This window comes from Streptomyces synnematoformans, from assembly GCF_039531005.1.
GTDB classification, from domain to species: domain Bacteria; phylum Actinomycetota; class Actinomycetes; order Streptomycetales; family Streptomycetaceae; genus Streptomyces; species Streptomyces synnematoformans.
This window is the reverse complement of record NZ_BAAAPF010000086.1, coordinates 1-22,531: the sequence shown is the minus strand read 5'-3', so window position 1 is coordinate 22,531 and position 22,531 is coordinate 1. Positions and strand designations below refer to the sequence as shown.

Genomic DNA, 22,531 nt, shown 5'->3' with positions numbered 1-22,531 from the left:
CCCGTCCGGCGGCCGGAGCCGGGCGGCCCGCGGCCGGGGCAGACTCGTCGGCGGGCGGCGCGGTGCGCCGGCGCCGGGTGATCAGGTGGCGGGTGGTCGACATCTGTGCGGTCCTCTCCGGAAGTTCACTGTCCGCCGTCGCCGGCCTGGCCGCCCCGGCTCTCGCCGGCGTCCCCGCCCGCGGAGTCGCCCGCCGGCGCCTGCCCGAGTGCGCTGAGCTTCCAGCCGTCGCCGGTGCGGGTGACCTCGCCGAGCATCCGGCTCTCCTTGGCCTGCGGCTTCTCCCCGGGCGCCGTGACCGTGATGCGGACGGCGACCAGCACGTCGGCCCGCCCGGCCCGGTCGTCCAGCTCGGTCAGCGCGGCCGACAGGACCTCGGCCGTCGTCACGGTCCCGGCCTCGCGCACCTCCTTCTCGAACCCCTCGCGGCCCTTCCGCAGCTGGGCGAGGAGTTCGCCGGTGGCGGAGGCCTCCCAGCGGTCCAGCCCCTCGTCGATCTCGCGGTGGTCGAGGGTGTTGAGGTTCGTCACGGCCTGCCGGGCGGCGGCCAGCGCGTCGTCCCGGGAGGCGGCGAAGTCCGCGGCGTCGTCGTGCGCGGCGGCGTACCAGGAGGTACCGGCCCACGCCGCGAGCACGGCGGCCAGCGCGGCCGCCACGAGGGCCATCGCCAGCAGGGGGTTCTTCCTCAGGCTCACGTCGGTCCGCCCTTCCGCTAGCGGGACTTCAGATCGGTGATGCGCCAGCGCCCGTCCTGCCGCTCCGCGGTCACGGACAGCTGCGCGCCGACGGTCGTCGGGTCCTCGCCCCTGCGCTCGGTGACCTGGTCGAGGAGGACGAGCAGCGCGGCGTCGTCGCCGTCGAGCCGGATCACCCCGGCGCGTACGACGTGGGTCGTCAGCGTCAGCTCCTGGGCCACCACGCGCTCCCGGATCCGGTCGAAGAGCTGCCGGTACTGCTCGCGCGCCCGGCCGGCGAGGAGTTCGTCGGCGTCCCTGGCGGTGACGCCGGGGTCCTCCGGCGAGTACGAGAACACCTTGCTGAGGGCGCTGCTGACGTCGCCGGCGACGGCGGCGGTGGCGGAGGCGTCGGTGAGCGCCCGGTTCGCCAGCGCGTCGTCGCCGTTGAGGCGGGCGGCCTGGACGAGGAGACCGGTGCCGGCGAGGAGCAGCAGGACGAGCACCGCGACGCCCCCGGCCCGCCAGCGGCGCGGGGCACCCGCGGGGGGCTTGCGGCCGGTACGGTCCGTCCCGGCGGACTCCGCGGGTGCGACGGGTGCGGGGCCGGTGGACTCGGCGCGTTCGGCGGGCTCCGCGAGGTCGGCGGGTTCCGCGGGATCGGATGGTCCGGCGGGTTCCGCCGACCCGGCCGGCCCGGCCGACGCCTCCGGCGCGGCCGGCTCCGCGGGCTCCTTCGGGTCCGCCGTATCCACGGGCCTCTCCGGTCCCGCCGGCTCCGCCGGCTCCCGTCCGCGCCCGTCGCCGTCGACCGCGACACCCGTCCCGCTCTCCCGGCTCATGTGCCGCTCCCCTCCACGGTGATCGCGGTCAGGGACGCGATCTTCCAGCCGTCCCCCGTCCGCTCCAGGCCCGCCTCGAACCGCTTGCGGTCGGTGCCCGCGCCGTCCGCCCCGCCGCGCCGCTCCACCCGCAGCGTGGCCAGCGCCTTCGCCGTGCCCGCCCGGGTGTCCAGCTCCGTGACGGCGGCCTCCGTGACCGTGGCGCGGGCCGTGACGCCGGAGCGCTCGAACGTCTCCGCGCTCGCGGCCCGCGACCGGCGCAGGTCCTCGTGGAGGGGGCCGGTGGTGGCGTCCAGCCAGCGCGTCAGGCCGGCGTCCGGATCGGCGGCGTCGATGCTGTTGAGCGTCCCGACGTGGGCCTGTGCGGCGGCGAGGACGCGGTCGCGCTCGCGGCCGAAGTCCAGGTCGTCGCGGGTCGCGGCATCGGCGTAGCGCCAGGCGGAGAAGCCCGCGAAGGCCAGGACCAGCGCGGTGACGAGCACGACGGCCGGCGTCCGGCGCCGCGGCGCCCGCGGGGCGTACGACGGCCGCGTGCTCATCGTGCCTCCTCAAGGCCGAGGAGCCCGGCCATGTCGCGGGGCCCGTCGCCGACCGACGGGAGGCCGAGCGCACCGGGCAGGGCGCCGGGCGCGGCGCGGGTGCCGGGCCGGTCGTCGGCGAGGCCGGACCCCGGCCGGGCCGGCTTCGACACCTCGCCGCCGCCCGGGGAGTGCGCGGAGCCGCGGACGCCCGTGCCGCCGGCCGCCGGGGCGGTGCAGCGGGCGGCGGTGTTGAAGCCGGCGGGGCTGGTCTTGAGCCCGTTGCGGTACGCCGTGGAGCCGTACCCCCGGGTGCAGGGCAGCGGGTCGAAGAAGCTCAGCGCCAGGCCGAAGCGCGCGCCTTCTGAGGTGATGGCGGTGGAGCCGGCGGCGGCCACCTGCGGCAGCTGGACGAGCAGCTGCTCCAGGCCGTCCTGCCGGGTGACCGCGATGTCCGAGGTGGTCAGCAGGTTCGCGAGCAGCACGCTCAGGCTCGGGTCGAGGTCCCGCAGCAGCCCGGTGACCTGGCTCGCCGCGCCCGGCCCGGCCTCGATGACGCGGCGCAGGTCGCCGTCGGAGCGCTCCAGTTGCGCGGTCAGCTCCTCGGCGCCGGCCGCGAACTCCTTGAGCGCCTCGCCGGACTCGTTCTGGGTGCGCAGCACGGTCTCGCCGTCGATCATGAGACGGGTGCTGTACGGCAGCGCCTCGTCGGTGGCGCGGACGAACTCGCTGCCGGTGTCGAGGAGCCGCTGCAGGTTCTCGCCCTGCCCGGCGAAGGCGTCGCCGAGTTCGTCGACGACGGTGCGCAGCTGGCCGGTGTCGACGGAGGTGGCGAAGGAGTCGACGCTGGTGAGGAGGTTGGTGACGGGCGCGGGGGTGGAGGTGTGCTGCCGGCCGACGACCGCGCCGTCCGCCAGGTACGGGCCGGAGTCGGCGGCGGGCTTGAGGTCGATGTACTGCTCGCCGACGGCGGAGTAGTTGGCGACCTCGGCGGTCAGGTCGGCGGGGATCGGCGGGGCGGACTCCCGTATCCGCAGCTCGGCCTCGACGCCCGTGCCGGTCAGCTCGATCGGCCCGACGCGGCCGACGGACACGCCCCGGTAGGTGACCTCCGCGTGGGTGAACAGCCCGCCGGTCTCGGCGAGTTCGACGCGCACCGTGTAGTGGTCGCGCATGCCGACGTACCGGCCGAGGTCGGCGTAGCGCACCCCGACGTATCCGACGACGAGCACGGCGACGACGGCGAACACGATGTTCTTGGCGATGACGGACCTGGTGATCACCGGGTCTCACCTCCGGGTTCCTCGCTGCCGGAGGCCGCGGGCGCCTCCGGCGGCCGGGTGCCGGCCGGGCTGCCGCCGGGCGACGACCCCGACGGCGTGCCGTCGCCGTCACCACCGCCGTCACCGCTGCCGCTGCCGCTGTCGCCGTCCGACGGGGCGCCCCCGCCGGGCGACGCGGACCCCGTGTCGCCCGGCGCCGGGTCACGGGGGTCCGGTGCCGGCGTCGGCCCGTCCCCGGGCGGCGCGGGCGTCACGGACGGCAGCGGGAGCGGCAGCGACAGGGCGGTGCCGGGGGCGGCGGCGCCGCCCGGGTCGCCGGAGTGGGGCAGGGGGTCCTCGGTGAGCGGCGGGATGACCTCCGTGCCGCGGGGCGCGGCCACCGCGAGGTAGATGTTGAGGTAGTCGCCCTTGACGCCGTTCAGCACCTCGTCGGTGAAGGGGTACGTGAACAGCACCTCCAGCGACTTCGGCAGCGCCTGCCCGGCGTCGGCGAGGTTCTTCAGCACCGGGCCCAGCGCCTTCAGGTCGGCGACCATGTCCTCCCTGCTGGCGTCGATGGTCCCGACCGCGACGTCGGAGAGCCGGTCGAGGGAGCGCAGCATGGTGACCAGCGCGCCGCGCTGCTCCTCCAGCACCTTCATGCCGGGGCTGAGGTCTTCGAGCACGGTGCCGATCCCGGTCTTGCGGGAGGCGAGGGTGGCGGACAGCCGGTTGAGGCTGTCGAGGGCGTCGGTGATGCCGTCCTTGTTGTCATCGAGGCTGGTCATCAGGGTGTCGACGCGTTTCAGCACGGAGCGGACCTGGGCCTCGTTGCCGTCCAGCGCCTTGTTCAGCTCCCGGCTGATGGTGCGCAGCTGCTCGATGCCGCCGCCGTTGAGGAGCATGGACAGGGCGCCGAAGACCTCCTCGACCTCCGGGTTGCGGTTGGTGCGCGCCAGCGGGATGTCGGGCTTCTCCGCCTCGTCGGGGTCGGCGAGTACCGCCGTGGTCACGTCGCCGGGGGCGCTGCCGAGGTCGCCCGCCGGCTGCGCGTCGACCTGCTTCTTCTCGGGCGGGGCGAGGAGTTGGACGTACTTCTCGCCCAGGAGGCTCGACTGCTCGATACGGGCGTACGCGCCGACCGGCAGCCGCACGTCGCCGTTGACCTTCATGGTGACCATCGCGGTCCACCCGTCGTCGGCCACCTCGATGTCGGTGACCCGGCCGACGGCCACGTCGTTGACCCGCACCGCGGACTGCGGCACGAGGCTCAGCACGTCCTCGAACTCGGCGGTGACCTCGTACGGGTGGTCGCCGAGGTCGGCGCCGCCGGGCAGCGGCAGGTCCTGGATGCCGGTGAACTCGACGTCGGCGCTCTCGTAGACCTCCATCAGCGCGAACGGGGAGGCGAGGACGAGCGCGGTGGCGGCGATCCCCACGACCGGCTTGATGTGCCACCTCATCGGCCGCCTCCCTGCTCCGGCGTTCCGTAGACGTCGCCGACGGCGGGCAGCGGCAGCCCGGGCAGCTCGCCGCGCCGCTCCGCGGGCGCGGGGACCAGCCCCTCGGTGCCGGTGCCGGCGCCCCCGAGGTACGCCGCCTCGGCGTCCGGGGTGCCGCCCATGCTCAGCTCGTTGAGGTTGCCGCGGCCGTCGATGGTGCGCTTGCCGGGGTTGTAGGCGTTGAGCAGGTTGTCCGTCGCCAGCGGCGCGGTGTCGAGCACCTCGGCGAGCGAGGCGCGGTTGTCGACGAGCGTGCGGGTGAGCGAGGCGAGCTTGCCGACGTTCTCCTTGATCCGGCCGCGGTTGTCCTTGATGAACCCCTCGACCTCGCCGAGCGCCCGGCCCAGCTCCCGCAGCGCCGCGGCGAGTTCGTCCTTGTCCTCGGCGAGGAAGGTGCCGACGTCGGCGAGCTGCCGTTCGGCGTCGCGCACCTGCCGGTCGTTGCGCTTCAGCATCGAGGTGAAGGACTGCAGGTTGCGGATCGTGCCGAAGAGGTCGTCGCTGCGGCCGGAGAGCGTCTGGGTGGCGTCGCCGAACCGGTCGATGCTGTCGCCGATCGCCTTGCCGTTGCCCTGGAGGTTGCGGGCGCCGGTGCCGATCAGCCGGTTCAGCTCCCCTTCGGCGTTGGCGCCCTCGGGGCCGAGGGCGTCGCTGAGGTCGGTGAGGGAGGCGTACAGCTCGTCGATCTCGACCGGGGTTGCGGTCCGCTCGACGGGGATCTCGTCGCCGTCGGCCAGTTCGGGCCCGCCGGTGTAGGCGGGGCTGAGCTGCACGTAGCGGCCGGAGACGACGCTCGGCGCGATGACCGCGGCGCGGGCGTCCGCGGGCGCCTTCACGTCGTCGTCGAGGGTCAGCTCGACCCGCACCCGGTCGCCCTCGGGGTCGACGGAGTCCACGGTGCCGACCTTGACGCCCAGGACCCGGAGGTCGGAGCCGCCGTAGAGGCCAACGCCGGAGTCGAAGTAGGCGGTGACCTTCTTGCCTTCGGGGCCCGTGAGCGCCCGTACGCCCCAGGTGCCCGCGGCCGCCAGCAGCGCCACCGCCAGCAGTGCAGCCGCCAGCAGCGCGACCGCCCGGCGGCCGCCCAGCCGGCCCGCGGCGGCGCGGAGCCGGCGGGCCGCTCCCCTTCCCGGCAGCATCCTCATCGGCTCCCCTTCGGCTTGGGCGGCTTGCACCCGGCGTCCGGCACGACGTCCGGCGCGTACTCCTTGGGCACCAGCCCGCACAGGTAGCTGTCGAACCACCGCCCGTTGCCGAGGGTGTTGCCGACCAGCCGGTAGTACGGACCGGCGGTGGCCAGCGCCTTGTCGAGGTTCTTCTCGTTGTCCTGGAGCACGTCGGTGATCCGGTCGAGGGCGTCGAGCGTCGGGCCGAGCTGCTTCTCGTTGTCCTCGACCAGCCCGTCGAGTTCCCTCGCCAGGTCGCGGGTGCCGGTGAAGAGGGCGTGGATGGCGTCGCGCCGGGCGCGTACCTCGGCGAGCAGGTCGTTGCCGTCCTTGAGGAGCGTCTCGAACGTCTCGTTCTGGTCCTTCAGCGTCTCGGCGATCTCGTTGCTGCCGGAGAGCAGCCGGGCCAGCTCCGCGTCCCGGGAGGAGATCGTCCGCGACAGGTCGGACAGGCCGGTCGCCGCCTTGCGCACGTTCGGCGGGGTGTCCTCGAACGTCTCCGACAGCACCTGGAAGCTCTCGGAGAGGGCCTCGGTGTCCAGCTCGTCGACGGTCGAGGACAGGTCCTGGAAGGCCTGGGTGACGTCGTACGGGGACGTGGTGCGGGCGACGGGGATGGGCTGGCCCGCGTCCTGCCGGGCGTCGCCGAGCGGGTCGACGGCCAGGTACTTGTCGCCCAGCAGCGTCTCGATGGCGATGGCGGCGGTGGACCGGTCGCCGATCCAGGCGTCGCGGACGGTGAAGTCGACGGCGACCCGGGGCCCGTCGAGTGCCACGTCGTCGACCTCGCCCACCTTCACGCCCGCGACCCGCACCTCGTCGCCGGAGCGCAGCCCGGCGGCCTCGGAGAAGTGGGCGGTGTAGGTGGTGCCGCCGCCGATGCCGGGCAGCGCCTCGGCGCGGTACGCCACGAGCCCGCCCAGGGCGAGGACCAGCAGGCCGACCAGCGCCACCGCGACGGGGTTGCGTTCGCGTACGGGTTTCAGGACGGGCCGTCTCATCGCTCGCACCTCGGCTGGGTCACGGAGATCCCGGTCGGGGGCTCGCTGCCGTCGTACGTACTCACGCCGGACACCTGCGCCTCGCAGAGGTAGAGGTTGAACCAGGACCCGTACGAGGCCAGCCGCCCCAGCGTCGCCATCTTCACCGGCGTCTGTTCGAGGAAGTCCGCCACCATCGGCGCGTTGTCCGCCAGCCGCTCCGAGACGCGGCCGAGCTGGCGGATGTCCTCCTTCAGCGGGGCGCGGCCGTCCCGTACCAGGCCGGCGGTGCTGGTCGTCAGGTCGCCCATGGCGTCGACGGCGCGGAACAGCGGCTCGCGGTCGTCGGCGAAGCCGGACACCAGGTCCTGGAGGGTGACCAGCAGGTCGTTGAAGTCCTGTTCGCGGGTGTTGACGGTCTCCACCACCTCGGTGAGGTTGTCGATGACCTCGCCGATCACCTTGTCCTTCCGCGCCAGCGTGGTGGTCAGCGAGCCGACCGTCTCGACGAGGCTGTCGACCGTCCCGCCCTGGCCCTGCAGCACCTGGACGATCTCGTTCGCGAGCTTGTTGGTGTCCTGCGGCGACAACCCCTGGAACAGCGGCTGGAAGCCGTTGAAGAGCTGGGTGAGGTCGAGCGCGGGGCGGGTGCGCTCCAGCGGGATCGTGGCGCCGGGCGCGAGGGTCGCGCCGACCGGGCCCTCGCCCTGTTCCAGGTCGACGTAGCGCTGGCCGACCATGTTGAGGTACTTGACCGAGGCGCCGACGGAGGCGGGCAGCTCGCGCCCCTCCCGTACGGTGAACTCCACCTTCGCGTACCGCCGCCCGCTCAGCTCGATGGACTCGACCTCGCCGACCTTCACGCCCGCGACGCGCACGCTGTCGCCCTCGACGAGCCCGGTGACGTCGGTGAACCGGGCGCTGTAGCCGTCGGTGGGGCCGACGCCGGTGTTGGCGATGGAGAAGGCGAGCGCGGTGGTGGCGAGCGCGGTGACCGCGATGAAGACGAGGGACTTGATCAGAGGACCGGCGAGGCTTCTCCTGTTCACTTGAGCCGCACCTCCGTGCCGCGGAAGACGGGGCCGGCGAGCACGCTGGACCAGTCGGGCAGGTCGGCCGGCGGGTTTTCCGCACCGGCCGCGAGGAGTTCGTTGACCAGCTGGTTCTCCGCGGGCGAGTTGGGCAGTCCGAGGCCGTCGCCGTCGGTGGCGAGGGTCTTCGCGGACTGCGGGCGGCCGGCCGCGGCGCCGTCGCGGGCGGGCTGCCCGGTGTACGGGACGCCGTAGCACCGCGGGCCGCCGCCGGCGTCGAAGCGCGGGGTGTCCCGGCCGGGCACGTACTTGCCGCGCTGCGGCACCACCTCGACGTCGACGTGCAGGCCGGGCCGGTCGGTGCCCTTGCCGAGCGCCTTGTCCATGACGGGCACGAAGTCGGCGAGCGTGCGGAGCGTGCAGGGGAACGACGGCGCGTACGCGGCGAGCTTCTCCACCGTGGGGCGGCTGTCGGCGGACAGCCGGATGATGTTCTCCTCGTTCTGCCGCAGGAAGGTGCGGAGGTCCTGGGCCGTGATCGTCGTCGTGCCGTACAGGGTGCCCAGGTCCTCCCGCTTGGCGGCGAGGGTGCCGCTGGTCGTCGTCGCGTCCCGCAGCGCGTTGATCAGGTCGGGGGCGGCGTCCGCGTACAGGTGGCCGAACTCGACGAGTTCGCGGATGTCGCGGTTGAGCGTCGGCAGGTGCGGGTTGAGCTTCTTCAGGTGCGCGTCCAGCTCCACGAGCGTGTCGCCGAGCTTCTCGCCGCGGCCGTCGAGGGCGTCGGCCATCGCGGTGAGGGTGGCGGACAGCTTGTCCGGCTTGACGGCGGTGAGCAGCGGCAGCACGTTGTCGAGCACCTGCTCCAGCTCGATGGCGTTCTCGCTGCGGTCCTGCGGGATGACGCTGCCCTCGTCGAGGGTCCCGGCCGCCGGGTCCCCGGACGGGACGAGGGAGACGAACCGCTCGCCGAAGAGGGTGGTGGGCAGCATCCGGGCGGAGACGTCGGCGGGTATCCGGTCCAGCTGCCCGGGCTTGAGGGCGAGGGTCAGCTTCGCGGTCCGCCCGCCGTCCTCGGCGGAGATCTCCCGCACCTCGCCGACGACGACGCCGCGCATCTTCACCTCGGCGTACGGGTGCATCTCGTTGCCGACGCTGCCGGTCTCGACCGTGACGGTCGCGGTGTCGGTGAACTCCTTGTGGTAGACGGCCACCGACAGCCACACCAGCAGGGCCAGCACGAGCAGGAACACCAGGCCCCCCAGCCGGCGTCTCGTGGTCTCGGCCGCGCCGCTCATCCGGACACCTTCACCGTGGTCGTGGTGCCCCAGATCGCCAGGCTGAGGAAGAAGTCGGTGACGGCGATCAGCACGATCGCGGTACGCACCGAGCGCCCCACGGCGACGCCGACGCCGGCGGGGCCGCCGGTGGCGCGGAAGCCGTAGTAGCAATGCGCGAGGATCACCATCACGCTGAAGATCAGCACTTTCATGAACGACAGGAGCACGTCGGTCGGGGAGAGGAAGAGGTTGAAGTAGTGGTCGTAGGTGCCGGCGGCCTGCTCGTTGTAGAAGACCGTCACGGCGCGCGACGCGAGATAGGAGCTGAGCAGGCCGATCGCGTAGAGCGGGATGATGGCCGCGACCCCGGCGAGGATGCGGGTGGTGACGAGGTAGGGCATGGAGCGCACGCCCATGCCCTCCAGCGCGTCCACCTCCTCGTTGATGCGCATCGCGCCGAGCTGGGCGGTGAAGCCGGCGCCGACGGTGGCGGACAGCGCGAGACCGGCGACCAGCGGCGCGATCTCGCGGGTGTTGAAGTACGCGGAGACGAAGCCGGTGAAGGCGGCGGTGCCGATCTGGTTGAGCGCCGCGTAGCCCTGGAGGCCGACGACCGTGCCGGTGAACAGGGTCATCGCGAACATCACGCCGATCGTGCCGCCGATGACGCCGAGGCCGCCGCTGCCGAAGGCCACCTCGGCGAGCAGCCGCTGCACCTCCTTGAGGTAGCGGCGGGCGGCGCGCGGCGCCCACAGCAGCGCGCGTACGTAGAAGATGAGCTGGTCGCCGGCCTGGTCGAGCCAGGCGAGCGGGCGGCGCAGGACCCGGCCGGGGCGGAGGCCCCGGGGGGCAGGGCCGTGCTCCTCCCGGGCCGCGGCGTCCTGCCGTTCCCGCTGCTCCTTCTGGTCCAGGGCCATCGCTCAGCCTCCCTTCGGGGGGACGACCTGCAAGTAGATCGACGTCAGGATGGTGTTGACGAAGAACAGCAGCAGGAAGGTGATGACGACGGACTGGTTGACCGCGTCGCCCACGCCCTTCGGGCCGCCGCGGGGATTGAGGCCGCGGTAGGCGGCGACGATGCCGGCGATGAAGCCGAAGATCAGCGCCTTGATCTCGCTGATGTAGAGGTCGGGGAGCTGCGCGAGGGCGGAGAAGCTGGAGAGGTACGCGCCCGGGGTGCCGCCCTGCAGGATGACGTTGAAGAAGTAGCCGCCGAGCGTCCCGACGACTGACACCAGGCCGTTGAGGAGGACCGCCACGCCCATCGTGGCCAGCACCCGCGGCACCACGAGCCGCTGGACCGGCGAGACGCCCATGACCTCCATGGCGTCCAGCTCCTCGCGGATCTTCCGGGAGCCGAGGTCGGCGCAGATCGCCGAGCCGGCGGCGCCGGAGATCAACAGCGCCACGATCAGCGGCGACGCCTGCTGGATGACGGCGAGGACGCTGGCGCCGCCGGTGAAGGACTGGGCGCCGAACTGCTGGGTGAGCGAGCCGACCTGGAGGGCGATCACGGCGCCGAAGGGGATCGACACCAGGGCCGCGGGCAGGATCGTCACGCTGGCGATGAACCAGAACTGCTCGACGAACTCGCGGAACTGGAACGGCCGCTTGAAGGTCAGCCGGGCGACCGACAGCGCCAGCGCGAACAGCTTCCCCGTCTCGCGCAGCGCCCCGGCGCCGGGCACGGACCACGCCGGGCGCTCCCGCTCGTCGCCCCCGGCGGCGTCCGGCGCCCCGCCGGGGTCCTGCCCGGGGTCCGGCGGGTCGGGCGGGTCCGGGGGCTGCGGCGGGGGCGGGGGCGGCAGGGTCGCGGTCACGGCCGCTCCTCCGGGAGCGCCGGCATGGTCAGCGTCCGCGCCTCCGCGACCGACGACCCGATGCCCGCCACGATCGCGTTGCGCGCGGCCGTCGGCAGCTGCGCCAGCATCCCGAGGACCCGCTCCCGGTGCCGGTCCACCGCCTGCCGCGGCGGCATCCCGGGCGACGGTTCGAGCTGCGGCACGATCTCGCGCACCCCGGCGCGGGCGGGCGCCGAGGCGTCGAAGCCCTCGGCGGCGAGCGTCGCCGCGTCCTTCTCCTCCGACATGCCGATGGGGCCGAGCCGGCTGCCGCTGAGGAACTGCGACACCACCGGCTCCTCGCTGGTGAGCAGTACCTCGCGGGGTCCGAAGGTGACGAGGTTGCGGCGGAAGAGCATCCCGATGTTGTCCGGGACGGTGCAGGCGATGTCGATGTTGTGCGTGACGATCAGCATCGTCGCGTCGATCTGCGCGTTGACGTCGATGAGCAGCTGCGAGATGAACGCCGTGCGCACCGGGTCCAGACCGGAGTCCGGCTCGTCGCACAGCACGATCTCCGGATCGAGGACGAGCGCGCGGGCCAGCCCCGCCCGCTTGCGCATGCCGCCCGAGATCTCGCCGGGCAGCTTGCCCTCGGCGCCGCCGAGGCCGACCAGGTCCATCCGCTCCATGACGATGCGGCGGATCTCGGACTCCTTCTTGCGGGTGTGCTCGCGCAGCGGGAACGCGACGTTGTCGAAGAGGCTCATCGAGCCGAACAGCGCACCGTCCTGGAACATCAGCCCGAACTTCTTGCGGGCCTCGAAGACGTCGCGCTCGCGGTCGTTGACCATGTCGACGCCGTCGACGCGGACGTGCCCGCGCTCCGGCTTGAGCAGGCCGATCAGCGACTTGAGGAACACGGTCTTGCCGGTGCCGGAGGGGCCGAGCAGCACACTGACTTCGCCCGCCGGCAGCGTCAGCGTGACGTCCCGCCAGATGTTCTGGCGGCCGAAGGACTTCGTCAGGCCGTCGACGACCACTTCGATTCCCATCACAGCCCCCTGGCGGGTGTGCGGTGGCGGCCGTGTACACCCCGGCCGGTCCCGTCAACTCCGGTGCGGGCACAGCACAGCACAGCCGGCCGCCGCGGGCACCGGTCACCGGCGACGACTGGCAACAGATGACAATCCCGGGCGGCGGCCTTGTCTCCGAGTGAGCAAAGAGGAGCGGGCCGGGCCCGGCCGCCGCGCCACGCGTGTTCTGCCGTGCACATGCGTGCATCACTCCATGAGGGGTCCTGCAGCAGCCGGTGCGGCCTCTGCGCTACGAGATCCGCGCTGCGGCGGACACGACTTCTGCGGTGCGGCCTTGCTGGGGGACGGGCTGCACGAGCACCTGCGGGGAGAGACGCTACGCACGGGTAACCGGGGAATCAATAGCCGTGCCCGGGAAAGTCACCGGCTCCTTACCAGCGGGTACTTTCTTGTCGCCGGCTGAGCAATCCACCGAGCCGCCTTATCAACGGATGACAAACGCACCGGCCGCCGGGACCGTTGCTCACCCGGCAACACATCGGCCGGCCCTGATTTCTCACCGCGTGACAATGAAGCAACGTATTCCGAGATCGCCGGACCAGGCACATTGCCAGCCTTATTACCGGCGCGTAGCATTCCCACGCCGACAGTCGGCGATATCCCAACCCGGGCTCCCCCACACGACATTGAGGAGATTCTCGATGGCCAGACGGTTGACACTATCGAGAGGGCAGCGGAATCTGGGCCGCGGCGTCGTGGCGCTGCTCGCGGCGGCGGGTTTCACCGTCGCCACCTCGGGCACGGCGAACGCCGCGCCCGTCCAGCTCAACTACCCGCTGTCCGGCACGACGCACCTCGCGGGCACCGACTCGGACCTCGAACTGGGCCCGGGCACGCTGGAGACCACCGTGGACCTGTCCAACGGTGCGCTCAGCGCCGACACGAACCTGCCGCCGGCCACCGGCTCCTTCAAGACGCTCGACCTGATCCCGGCCACGGCGACCACCGAGTTCATCGAGACCGAGCCCACCGCCGGCACCATCGACATCGCCACCGGCGAGGTCAACACGGTCTCGAAGCTGACGCTGCGGATCACCGAGCTGAAGGTGGCCGGAATACCCATCTGGGTGGGCAGCCGCTGCAAGACCGAGGTGCCCGCCGAGATAGCCCTCACCTCGGAGCCGGGATTCAACCCGTTCACGGGCGGCACGCTCAGCGGCGAGTACACGATTCCCGACTTCGAGCACTGCCTGCTCGCCACCCCCGTGATCAACGCGATCATCCCGGGCGAGGGGAACACCATCAGCCTCGACCTCGGCACCGCGGAGGCGCCGTCGGCGAACTGACCCCGGCCACGACGGCTCGCCCGGGTTCCTTCGCGGAGGGGACCCGGGCGAGTGCCGTGCTCAGTCGTGGGCGGGGAGTTCGGGGACGGCCGGCGTGCACGGTATCGTGCACAGCGGCGACTGGTTCAGCTCGACGTAGTTTCCCGGCCCGGAGAGAGCCGACGTGAAGAGGGGGTCCAGGTCTTCACCGCCCGTGCCGCACCCGGAGAACGGGGGCACCGACACCAGGCCTTTCAATGTGCCGCCGCTGAAGACGTGGTAGTCGGGAAACTTTCCCTTGAGTACGACATCGACAGGCTTGCTCGTGCGGCAGTCGTCGCCCACCTCCAGCGGCACCCCGTTCACCTTCACGTCGTAGATCCGCAGGGACTGGTAGAAGCCCGCCGTGGTCTCGTTGGTCTCGGGGAACCGCCACTGCTCGGTGACGATCGTCATCGGCCCGTTCGTGAACTCGACCTTTCCCGACACCGGCACGAACCCGAAGGTCAGGAAAGTCGCGTTCGAGTCGGGCAGCGTGAACTCCGCGACGCTGCGGGTGCCGTTGTAGAAGTCCGGCCCGAAAACCATCTGCTTGTTCAGCAGCACGCGCACGCTGTCGAGCGTCGGCGCGTGCGGATCATTGACGATGAGTGCGCCGTTCAGTTTCCTGGAGTTCACCAGGGCGGCCGCGGCCGTGCAGGTGTAGACGCCCGGCAGATCCCTGACGGTCGAGCCCTCGGGAGGTTCGATCAGCCGGTCGGGGTCCAGCTCCGCCGTCGGCGGCTGGTCCGGAGGGCACGGCTTGACCTCACCGGTCTCGACGGGTTCGTCCGCGGGAGCCGTTTCCACGCCGGGACCCGCGCCGCCGGGCTGGGTGCCGGTGGCGCTCGAAGTGCCCTGCCCGGCAGCACCGCTGTCACCACTGCCGCCGCTGTCCCCGCCCCCCGGCGTGCCGGACTCGTCCGGGCCGGCGACAGTGGCCAGGGTGGCGTCCTGGCCGTCGGCCACGACGCAGGTGAGGGTCGCGGCGGCGGGACCCGCCGGGTCGTCCGGGTCAGCCGCGTCGTCCGGCGGGGACGCCGGGTCGGCGGGCGGCGCGGAGGTGTCGCCCGGGGCGGGCGGACTGCCCTGCAGCTCCAGCGTCAGCGGGCCGAGGGTGAAGACCACGTCCCCGGAGCCCCTGGGCGTCGCGGACGACATCCCGCCCGAGAACGTCACGGTGGCCGTGCCGTCCGCCGCCACCTCCGCCGGCTCCCCGGTCACGCCGGACCAGGGGTAGTCGGCGGACTCCTGCCCCTGGGCCACGCCCATCGCCACCGACGCCGACCCGGCAACGGCGGCGCCCTCCTCGGCCGGCAGCCCGTCCAGCAGTTCCCCGCCCAGCGTGGCCGACATCGTCAGGTCACCGGGGCGGATGGCCTCGCCGGAACGTACGGACGCCGGGAAGGAACCCGTGAACTCGACCGTGGTGTCGACGGCTCCGCCGCCGGCCGGCTCGCACACGTAGGCGGCGGAGACCGAGACGGCCGCGTCCTGGGCCGCCGAACCGGAGGCCGGGAGCAGTCCTGCGACAAGCGCACCGAATGCGATCACGGTGAGCCGCCCGGTACGTGGACTCATCGAACTCCTTCTGCGGTGGATACGTCAGTCCGGCGTGCTGCTGTACGGGAACGCCGTGGGCCCGGGCCCGCGCCCGACCGGGCACGCGGGCCGGCCGCGGGCCGGGGCCGTCAGGCCGGGCGTCAGTCCAACGTGATGGTCTGCGCCGGCGAGACGTCGTAGGTGCCGGTGAACGCGGCGTGGTCGCCGTTGTTGATGATGCCCAGGCAGTTCGCGTTGTAGGCGGTGAGGTCACCGTCCTGCACCACGAGCTGGCTGGTCGAGTTGTCGAAGTACCCGGTGACCGTGCCCTCGTCCGTGGCTCCGCCGGGGCCGGCGAACGTCGCCGAGCAGAGGCCGGACGAGTCCGAGATGTTCGCGATGATCCCGGTGATCGACCCCAGTACCCGGTCGGGGTTGTCGGGGTCGACGCCGGTGACGTTCAGGTCCCAGGGCGTCGAGGACGTGTCGACGTCGAACGCGACTCCGGCCACGGAGCAGTTCGTGAACGTCAGGCTGTCGATGGTGCCGATGCCCGCACCGTCCAGCCCCGACCCGCTCTGGAGCGACCCCGCGGCGTCCGAGTCGGTGCAGAGAAGGACGGCGTTGGGCACCTCCAGCTGGGTGTCCCCGGAGTGGGCCGTGAACGGCCCGCCCGGAGAGACCGTCCAGGTCGCCTGCGCGGTCGCGGAGGCGGAGCTGACGGTGAAGCCGACGGCCGCCATGAGGGCTGTTGCTGCGACTGCGGCGCTTCTCGTGAGTGTTCGCACTGCGATTCCCCTCGTGAGTTGAAGTGACGGTTCTGCGCCACCGCGCCGTCCGCTTCCCGGGGAGCGGGCAACGCGCGGCGAATCGAAACCGTGGAGCGATCCGGGTCCGGCCTGCGGACCTCGGCGGATGCCCCGACCAGCGCCTTGCAGGTGAGTACGTTACGTACGGGTAACAAGAGAACGCAATACTTCGGACCGGGAATCGGGGAACTTTGTTACGGCCGGGTATTTTCTTGTCAGCCGTGCAGTATCCCGCCGCCGGAACTTGTCGCCGAGTGCGCAATCACGGGCCGTTCCCGGCGGTGATCCACCGCACGGCAACGACGGATTCCGGCCGAATCCCCTCGGGCCACCGGCGGTCCGCCCGGCCGGGCGCGGCCGGGTCGACGATCGCCCCGTCGGGCTCCCGGCGGACGGCCCGGCGCGTTTTCTTGTCAGTTGCGCAGCACTCCCCCCGCCGGGGTTTGTCGCCGAGTGCGCAAGCCCGCCCGTTCCGCTCCCGGACGCCCGCGCCGCCGCGCATGCTGGGCGCCGGAGCCCCGCCGACCGGGCTCCGCCCCGGGGTGGAGGAGTCATGCAGATGCCGGACGCAGGGCCCGCCGCCGGGCTCGTCGAGCCGCCGGAGCCGCTGCCGCAGGAGTTCGCCGCGGTGATGCGGCCGGAACTGCCCAGCCTCGTGGCGGAAATAGCGCAGGAGATCAGCAGGGCTATTCCGGAATACGACGAGTTGCTGGGCGGGCCGTACGGGGAGGTGCTGCAGCAGAGCGTCGAGCAGAATCTTTCCGCATTCGTGGAGCGGGTGGCGAATCCGGATTCCCCGGCGGGCCGCCAGGACGACCTGTGCCGGAGGCTGGGCAGGTTCGAGGCGTACGAGGGCCGCAGCTTCCAGTATCTGCGTTCTGCGCTGCGTATCGGCGCCCGCGTGGCGCTGCGCCGGGCGAAGTCCGTGGGGTCCCGCTACAACATCTCCCCCACCCTGATGGCGATGTTCGCCGACGCCGTCTTCGCCCACGTCGACGCGACCGAGGAGCTGTGCCGCGAGGGCTATCTGGAGGCGCAGTCGGGTCCCGAGGACGACGGGGCGCGCCGGCGGCGGCTGCTGCGGCTGCTGCTCGCCGGGGGCGCGACGCCGCTGGCCCATCCCGCGGTCACCGAGCTGGCCGACGGGGCCGGCTGGCCGCTGCCGGAGGTGGCGACGCCCGTCGCGCTGGGCGGGGAGCGGGGCCCGGACCCCGCGGCGCTCCCGGACGACGTGCTCGTCGAACTCGCCGACCCGCAGCCGCACCTGCTGCTGCCCGGGCGCCTCACCGGCGAGCGGCGGGCGGAGCTCGACGCGGCGCGGGCCGGGTCCCGGCCGGCGATCGGCGTGACCGTGCCGCTCGGCGGCTCCGCGGACTCGCTGCGCTGGGCGCGGCAGGCGCTCGCGCACGCGGAGGCCGGACTCATCCGGGACAGGCCGGTGTTCGCCTGCGCCGACCACCTGGTGACGCTGTGGCTCCTGGCCGACCCGCCGCTGGCCGAGGAGCTGGCGCGCCGGCGGCTGGCGCCGCTCGCCGGGCACACGGCGGTGCGCCGGGACCGGCTGGTCGACACGCTGCGGGTGTGGCTGACGACCCGGGGCACGGCGGCGCGGATGGCGCGGCTGCTGCACGTGCACCCGCAGACCGTGCGCTACCGGCTGCGCAGCCTGCACCGGCTCTTCGGCGCGCAGCTGGACGACCACGACGAGCGGTTCGCGGTGGAGGTCGCGGTGCGAACGCTGCACCTGCGGAAACGCGGCGACGACGGCTGAGGCGCGCTCGAAAACTGTCACCCGCGTACAAAAGATGCGTACAAGCGCTTGCCCGATGAGTAGTGCCGCGTCCACTCTGTGTGGGCTACACCGTTCCTCCGGGTAACGGAACACGCCACGCGCAACACCGCGGTCTCCGGTGCGCTGCCGGCCGGGCACCCGCGGACATCCATCCGAGCTGTGAGCTGCCGGCGCCCCCGTGCGGCAGGGCACCTGACTTGCGCACCCCCCACCGGGTCGGTGTCCCAGCCCCCGCCGGCGGCCGTGAGGGGTAGACGTATGCCGTCCGACGTGCCGGCGATGACACTGGCCGAGCCGCCCGAGCCGCTGCCGCGGGAGCTGGCCGCGCTGATCCGTCCCGAATTACCGGGCCTCTACCGGGAGATCGTGGCGGCGATCCGCCGCTCGGTGCCCGAGTACGGGCTCCAGCAGGGCGAGGCGTACGAGCGGGCCATCCGGCTCGGCGTCACCCAGTCGCTTGACACCTTCGCCGACCGCGTCGCCACGCCGCGCAAGCGCGCCGCCCACCTCGCCGAGGTGCACCGAAGACTCGGCCGGTACGAGGCGCAGGAGGGGCGCAGCCTCGACGCCCTGCAGTCCGCGTACCGCATCGGCGGCCGGGTCGCGTGGCGGCGCGCGATGCGCGTCGGGGAGCGCCACCACGTCGCCGCACACGTCATGAGCGCCTTCGCCGACGCGCTCTTCGCGTACATCGACGAGCTGTCGGAGCTGGCCCGGCAGGGCTATCTGGAGGCGGAGGCCGACTCGGCGGAGCGGCTGGAGAGCCTGCGCCGGCGGCTGCTGCGGACGCTGGTCGCCGAGCCGCCCGTGCCGCGGCACACGGTCGAGGACCTCGCCGCGCAGGCGCGGTGGCGGCTGCCGGAGGAGGTGACGCCGGCCGCGCTGGCGCCGGCCGAGCGGTTCCCGTCGCTGACCGCGCTGCCCGACGACGTCCTGGCCGACACCGCGGGGCCGCACCCGTACCTGCTCTTCCCCGGCCCGTTCGACGACACGCGCCGCGAGGCGCTGCACGTCGCGCTGGGCCCGGTGGGCGCGGCCGTCGGGCTCACCGTGCCGCTGCACAGGACGGCGGACTCGCTGCGCTGGGCGCGGCAGGCGCTCGACATGGCCGAGTCGGGCGCGATCCGCGCGCCGTCGCCGGTACGGGTCGAGGACCACCTGCTCACCCTGTGGCTGCTGACGGACCCCGCGCTGGTGGAGCAGATGGCCGGCCGCCAGCTGGAGCCGCTGGCCGCCGTGACGGCCGGCCGGCGCGAGCGGCTGGTGGAGACGCTGCGGGTGTGGCTGACCACGCGGGGCACGGCGGGACGCATCGCCGAGCAGCTGCACGTGCACCCGCAGACGGTGCGCTACCGGATGCGTTCGCTCGGGCAGCACTTCGGCTCCCAGCTCTCCGAGCCGGAGCGGCGCTTCGCGCTGGAGGCGACGCTGCGGGCGCTGTGGCTGCGCGACCAGGCGGACCTGCCGGCCGGAGGGCCGGCCGGCGGGCGGGCGGAACCGCCGCGCTGAACACGCGGCGGGCCGGGGCGGCGGGCCGCCGCCCGGGGCGCTCAGCCGGCCTGGGGGATGTCGAACATGGCGGTCAGCCTGAGCGCGAGCGCCACGTCGCCGACGACCTTCAGCCTCCGTTTCATGAACAGCTTGACGGGCCCGGCGTTGCCGGACGTGACCTTCAGGAACTCCTCGTCCCCCATCTCCAGCGTCACCCGCGGCCGCCCCTCGCCCCGCCCCTCGCGCACGGTGCAGGCGCCCTCGGCGACGGCGACGTCGTACACCAGCTCGCGCACGCCGGTGATCCGCCACCGGATCACCGCGTCCAGCCCGCCGGCCTTCTCCGGCCGGAACTGCTGCGCCATCCGCCCGAAGACCTCGGCGACGACCCGGGCGCGCAGCGCCTCGTCCCGGGCCAGCTCCTCGATCTCCCGCGCGGAGAGCGCCTTGACGATGCGGGCGTACTCCTCGGGGGACACCGCGGCGAGGTCCAGGTCCGCGAGTCCCGTCGTGTCGTCGGCCATCTCCACACCCCTCGTTCTTACTCGACAGTAGACTTACTCGTGAGTTAAATATAGGAGCAGGCCGATAAGCTCGCAACTGTGACCGAAAAGCGCAGGCGGCGGCTCCCCCGGCAGGTGCGGGAGCAGCAGATCATCGACGTGGCCGTACGGGTCTTCTCCAAGCGCGGCTACCACGCGGCCTCCGTGGACGAGATCGCCGAGCTGGCCGGGATCTCCAAGCCGATGGTCTACCTCTATCTGGAGTCCAAGGAGGGGCTGTTCATCGCCTGCCTGCGGCGCGAGGCGGAGCGGCTGGTGGCCGCGTTCCAGGGCGCGGCGCAGGGCGTGGTCACGCCGGAGCTGCGGCTGCGGGCGGGGCTGCGGGCGTTCTTCTCGTTCGTCTCCGAGCACCGCGACGGGTGGGTCGTGCTGCACCGGCACGCCGCCGAGCTGAGCGAGGCGATCGCCGCGGAGGCGGCGCAGGCGCGGCGGGCAGTGATGGCGGAGGTCACCGACCTGGTACGGGCCGGGATCGCGGAGAGCGGCGGGCCGGCCCGACTGGGGGACGAGGACGCGGAGTTCGTCGCGCACACCATCGTGGGCGCGGCGGACTCGCTGACGGACTGGATGGCCGAGCACCCCGCCGAGTCGCCGGACGGCATGACGCGCCGGCTGATGAACATGATCTGGGTGGGCATGCGCAACGTGCTCGACGGCGAAACGTGGACACCGCCACCGCCGCCGCCACCGTCCTGACCGTCGCGGCCCTCAGGGCAGCGGCGCGACGGTGCCGCGCAGGTGCTCGCGGGCGCCGTCCGCGGCGCGTACGTCGAACGCCCAGGCGTCGCCGCTGTGTTCCGCTTGTCCTGCCCGTTCCGCCCGGAAGCGGACCGTCGTGGGCAGCAGCACCGGCGCGCGGAACGCCACGTCCACCGCGTACGCCCCGGGCAGCTCGGTCGCCAGCGCCGCCAGGCAGCGCGCCTTGGTCCACATGCCGTGCGCGATCGCGCGCCGGAAGCCGAACAGCCGGGCCGCCAGCGGGTGCAGGTGGATGGGGTTGCGGTCGCCGGAGGCGGCGGCGTACGAACGGCCCAGCGACCCCGGCAGCTGCCAGCTCTCCCGCCGCGACGGGACCGTCAGGTCCGCCGTCCCCGGACCGGCGGTCCGCGTGCCGGTGCCGGGGCCGCGGCTCAGGTACGTGCTCGTCGACCGCCACACCGTCTCGCCGCCGAGCCGCGCCTGCGCGGTGACGGCGAAGGCGGTGCCCCCGGGGTGCGGCTGCGCCGGGCCCGTCGCCACGGCGTACGTCAGCCGCGCGCCCGCGTCGACGGGGCGCAGCTGCTCGACACGGTTGGCGACGTGGACGAGCCCGAGCAGCGGGAACGGGAAGTCGCGGGCGGCCATCAGGGACATGGCCAGCGGAAAGGCCACGACGTGCGGGTACGTGGCCGGGAGCCGGCCGTCGTCGGGGAAGCCGCAGACGGCGGCGTAGCGGTGCAGCCGGGCGGGGTCGGGGCGTACGGCGGGCAGGACGAGGCGGCGCGGGGGTACGGCGGGGGTTCCGGGACCGGTGCCGCCGGCGGCCCGCAGCGCGTCCGGACCGCCGCACTCCGCCCAGTCCAGGTCGCCGTCCGCCAGCAGCACCGGCAGCAGCACCGCCGTCCCGCGCGCCCGCAGCTCCGCCAGCAGCTCCCGCGTCCCCGGCTCGCGGCCCACCGACACGTACGCCGCGACCGTCCGCGCCCCCGTCAGTTCCGGCAGCTCCAGCGCCCGCCGGGCCAGCCGACGCGCCGCCGCCTCCGCCTCACCCGGCGGCACGGCGGCCCGCGCCGCGAGTAGGGTGCGGCGCAACGCCGCCTTTCTGGCCTGGTCGCTGCCCACTTGTCCGTACCTACCCTTATGGTGCTGAACATGGATTCTTCGCGTACTCGGATCACCAAGGCTGTCATCCCGGCCGCCGGCCTCGGCACCCGCTTCCTGCCGGCGACCAAGGCGACGCCGAAAGAGATGCTGCCCGTGGTCGACAAGCCCGCGATCCAGTACGTCGTCGAGGAGGCCGTCTCGGCCGGACTCTCCGACGTCCTCATGATCACCGGGCGGAACAAGCGCCCGCTCGAAGACCACTTCGACCGCAATCACGAGCTGGAAGAGGCTCTCCGTAAGAAGGGCGACGAGGGGCGCCTGGCCAAGGTCGCCGAGTCCAACGACCTGGCCAACATCCACTACGTCCGCCAGGGCGACCCGCGCGGCCTCGGCCACGCGGTGCTGTGCGCCGCCGAGCACGTCGGCGACCAGCCGTTCGCCGTCCTCCTCGGCGACGACCTCATCGACCCGCGCGACCCGCTGCTGGCCCGCATGGTGCGCGCCCGGGCAGACCACGGCGGCAGCGTCATCGCGCTGATGGAGGTCGACCCGGAGCAGGTCCACCTCTACGGCTGCGCGGCGGTGGAGACCACCGCCGACAGCGACGTCGTGCGCGTCACGGACCTCGTCGAGAAGCCCGCCCCCGCCGACGCACCCAGCAACTACGCCGTCATCGGACGCTACGTCCTCGACCCCGCGGTCTTCGACGTGCTGCGCACGACGGAGCCCGGCCGGGGGAACGAGATCCAGCTCACCGACGCGCTGCAGCGGCTCGCCACGGACGAGGAGCTGCAGAGCCCGGTGTACGGCGTGGTGTTCAAGGGCCGGCGGTACGACACCGGCGACCGCGGGGACTACCTGCGGGCCATCGTCCGCCTCGCGTGCGAGCGCGAGGACCTCGGCGCCGACCTGCGCGCGTGGCTGCGGAAGTACGTCGCGGAGGAGATGGCGGATTGAGCGGGGCCGTGCAGGGGGTGACCGAGACGGGCGAGCCGGAGCGGGAGCGGGAGGCCGCCGCCGCGGCAGGTGAGGGCGCTGCCGGGGCGCAGGAGCGCGCCGCGGCGGAGCGCGCCGCCGGGGAGCGCGCCGCGGCGGAG

Annotated in this window: 21 protein-coding genes; 5 read left to right on the top strand and 16 right to left on the bottom strand. The window is 73.2% G+C overall.

Features of this window, described 5'->3' with window-relative positions; all coding sequences use genetic code 11:
* Positions 1–125: 125 nt before the first annotated feature.
* The 12 genes from ABD317_RS15465 to ABD317_RS15410 form a co-directional block, all read right to left on the bottom strand.
* Positions 126–695 (bottom strand): hypothetical protein, encoded by a 570-nt coding sequence (locus tag ABD317_RS15465; RefSeq protein WP_425582370.1) that lies wholly within the window; start codon positions 693–695, stop codon positions 126–128.
* Positions 696–712: 17 nt separating this feature from the next.
* The gene (locus tag ABD317_RS15460; RefSeq protein ID WP_344290557.1) at positions 713–1,516 is read right to left on the bottom strand and encodes a nuclear transport factor 2 family protein; all 804 of its coding nucleotides are present in this window, start codon (positions 1,514–1,516) and stop codon (positions 713–715) included.
* Positions 1,513–2,055 carry a hypothetical protein gene (locus tag ABD317_RS15455; RefSeq protein ID WP_027754655.1) on the bottom strand — a complete coding sequence of 181 codons (543 nt, stop codon included), beginning with the start codon at positions 2,053–2,055 and terminating at the stop codon, positions 1,513–1,515. The genes ABD317_RS15460 and ABD317_RS15455 overlap by 4 nt, the downstream gene beginning before the upstream one ends.
* Positions 2,052–3,317, bottom strand: coding sequence for an MCE family protein (locus tag ABD317_RS15450; RefSeq protein WP_344290556.1), 1,266 nt, complete (start codon positions 3,315–3,317; stop codon positions 2,052–2,054). The genes ABD317_RS15455 and ABD317_RS15450 overlap by 4 nt, the downstream gene beginning before the upstream one ends.
* Complete coding sequence (locus ABD317_RS15445) at positions 3,314–4,759, bottom strand: MlaD family protein (protein WP_344290555.1); 1,446 nt, start codon at positions 4,757–4,759, stop codon at positions 3,314–3,316. The genes ABD317_RS15450 and ABD317_RS15445 overlap by 4 nt, the downstream gene beginning before the upstream one ends.
* Positions 4,756–5,943: an MCE family protein gene (locus ABD317_RS15440; RefSeq protein ID WP_344290554.1), complete on the bottom strand. Its 1,188-nt coding sequence runs from the start codon at positions 5,941–5,943 to the stop codon at positions 4,756–4,758. The genes ABD317_RS15445 and ABD317_RS15440 overlap by 4 nt, the downstream gene beginning before the upstream one ends.
* Positions 5,940–6,965, bottom strand: coding sequence for an MCE family protein (locus tag ABD317_RS15435; protein ID WP_344290553.1), 1,026 nt, complete (start codon positions 6,963–6,965; stop codon positions 5,940–5,942). The genes ABD317_RS15440 and ABD317_RS15435 overlap by 4 nt, the downstream gene beginning before the upstream one ends.
* Entirely contained in the window at positions 6,962–7,993 is a 1,032-nt protein-coding gene (locus ABD317_RS15430; protein ID WP_344290552.1) for an MCE family protein, read from the bottom strand. Before ABD317_RS15430 ends, ABD317_RS15435 begins: the two co-directional genes overlap by 4 nt.
* Positions 7,990–9,270: an MCE family protein gene (locus ABD317_RS15425; RefSeq protein WP_344290551.1), complete on the bottom strand. Its 1,281-nt coding sequence runs from the start codon at positions 9,268–9,270 to the stop codon at positions 7,990–7,992. The genes ABD317_RS15430 and ABD317_RS15425 overlap by 4 nt, the downstream gene beginning before the upstream one ends.
* Positions 9,267–10,073, bottom strand: a complete 807-nt coding sequence (locus ABD317_RS15420; RefSeq protein WP_344290558.1) for an MlaE family ABC transporter permease — start codon at positions 10,071–10,073, stop codon at positions 9,267–9,269. The genes ABD317_RS15425 and ABD317_RS15420 overlap by 4 nt, the downstream gene beginning before the upstream one ends.
* 99 nt (positions 10,074–10,172) lie before the next feature.
* On the bottom strand, positions 10,173–10,940 hold the full coding sequence (locus tag ABD317_RS15415) for an MlaE family ABC transporter permease (protein ID WP_425582371.1): 768 nt from the start codon (positions 10,938–10,940) through the stop codon (positions 10,173–10,175).
* A gap of 128 nt (positions 10,941–11,068) precedes the next feature.
* Positions 11,069–12,088, bottom strand: a complete 1,020-nt coding sequence (locus ABD317_RS15410; RefSeq protein WP_344290549.1) for an ABC transporter ATP-binding protein — start codon at positions 12,086–12,088, stop codon at positions 11,069–11,071.
* 683 nt (positions 12,089–12,771) lie between these two features.
* On the opposite strand from ABD317_RS15410, the gene ABD317_RS15405 reads away from it, so the two are divergent.
* On the top strand, positions 12,772–13,416 hold the full coding sequence (locus tag ABD317_RS15405) for a hypothetical protein (RefSeq protein ID WP_344290548.1): 645 nt from the start codon (positions 12,772–12,774) through the stop codon (positions 13,414–13,416).
* Between the two features lie 60 nt (positions 13,417–13,476).
* On the opposite strand, the gene ABD317_RS15400 is transcribed toward ABD317_RS15405, so the two are convergent.
* Both ABD317_RS15400 and ABD317_RS15395 read right to left on the bottom strand, forming a co-directional pair.
* Complete coding sequence (locus tag ABD317_RS15400) at positions 13,477–15,015, bottom strand: DUF6801 domain-containing protein (RefSeq protein WP_344290547.1); 1,539 nt, start codon at positions 15,013–15,015, stop codon at positions 13,477–13,479.
* A 122-nt stretch (positions 15,016–15,137) separates the two neighbouring features.
* Complete coding sequence (locus tag ABD317_RS15395) at positions 15,138–15,719, bottom strand: hypothetical protein (protein WP_344290546.1); 582 nt, start codon at positions 15,717–15,719, stop codon at positions 15,138–15,140.
* 625 nt (positions 15,720–16,344) lie between these two features.
* Between ABD317_RS15395 and ABD317_RS15390 the strand changes: the two genes are divergently transcribed.
* Positions 16,345–17,556, top strand: coding sequence for a PucR-like N-terminal domain-containing protein (locus tag ABD317_RS15390; protein ID WP_344290545.1), 1,212 nt, complete (start codon positions 16,345–16,347; stop codon positions 17,554–17,556).
* Between the two features lie 279 nt (positions 17,557–17,835).
* Positions 17,836–19,086 (top strand): PucR-like N-terminal domain-containing protein, encoded by a 1,251-nt coding sequence (locus tag ABD317_RS15385; RefSeq protein ID WP_344290544.1) that lies wholly within the window; start codon positions 17,836–17,838, stop codon positions 19,084–19,086.
* Positions 19,087–19,127: 41 nt separating this feature from the next.
* Here the strand turns inward: ABD317_RS15385 and ABD317_RS15380 are convergent, their stop codons facing one another.
* On the bottom strand, positions 19,128–19,592 hold the full coding sequence (locus tag ABD317_RS15380) for an SCP2 sterol-binding domain-containing protein (RefSeq protein ID WP_344290543.1): 465 nt from the start codon (positions 19,590–19,592) through the stop codon (positions 19,128–19,130).
* Positions 19,593–19,670: 78 nt separating this feature from the next.
* Here ABD317_RS15380 and ABD317_RS15375 point away from each other — a divergent pair, with 78 nt between their 5' ends.
* Positions 19,671–20,327: a TetR/AcrR family transcriptional regulator gene (locus ABD317_RS15375; RefSeq protein WP_344290542.1), complete on the top strand. Its 657-nt coding sequence runs from the start codon at positions 19,671–19,673 to the stop codon at positions 20,325–20,327.
* Positions 20,328–20,339: 12 nt separating this feature from the next.
* Here the strand turns inward: ABD317_RS15375 and ABD317_RS15370 are convergent, their stop codons facing one another.
* Complete coding sequence (locus tag ABD317_RS15370) at positions 20,340–21,452, bottom strand: 5-formyltetrahydrofolate cyclo-ligase (protein WP_344290541.1); 1,113 nt, start codon at positions 21,450–21,452, stop codon at positions 20,340–20,342.
* A gap of 30 nt (positions 21,453–21,482) precedes the next feature.
* Here ABD317_RS15370 and galU point away from each other — a divergent pair, with 30 nt between their 5' ends.
* Positions 21,483–22,391, top strand: coding sequence for a UTP--glucose-1-phosphate uridylyltransferase GalU (gene galU / locus ABD317_RS15365; RefSeq protein ID WP_027754631.1), 909 nt, complete (start codon positions 21,483–21,485; stop codon positions 22,389–22,391).
* The last annotated feature ends 140 nt before the right edge of the window (positions 22,392–22,531 follow it).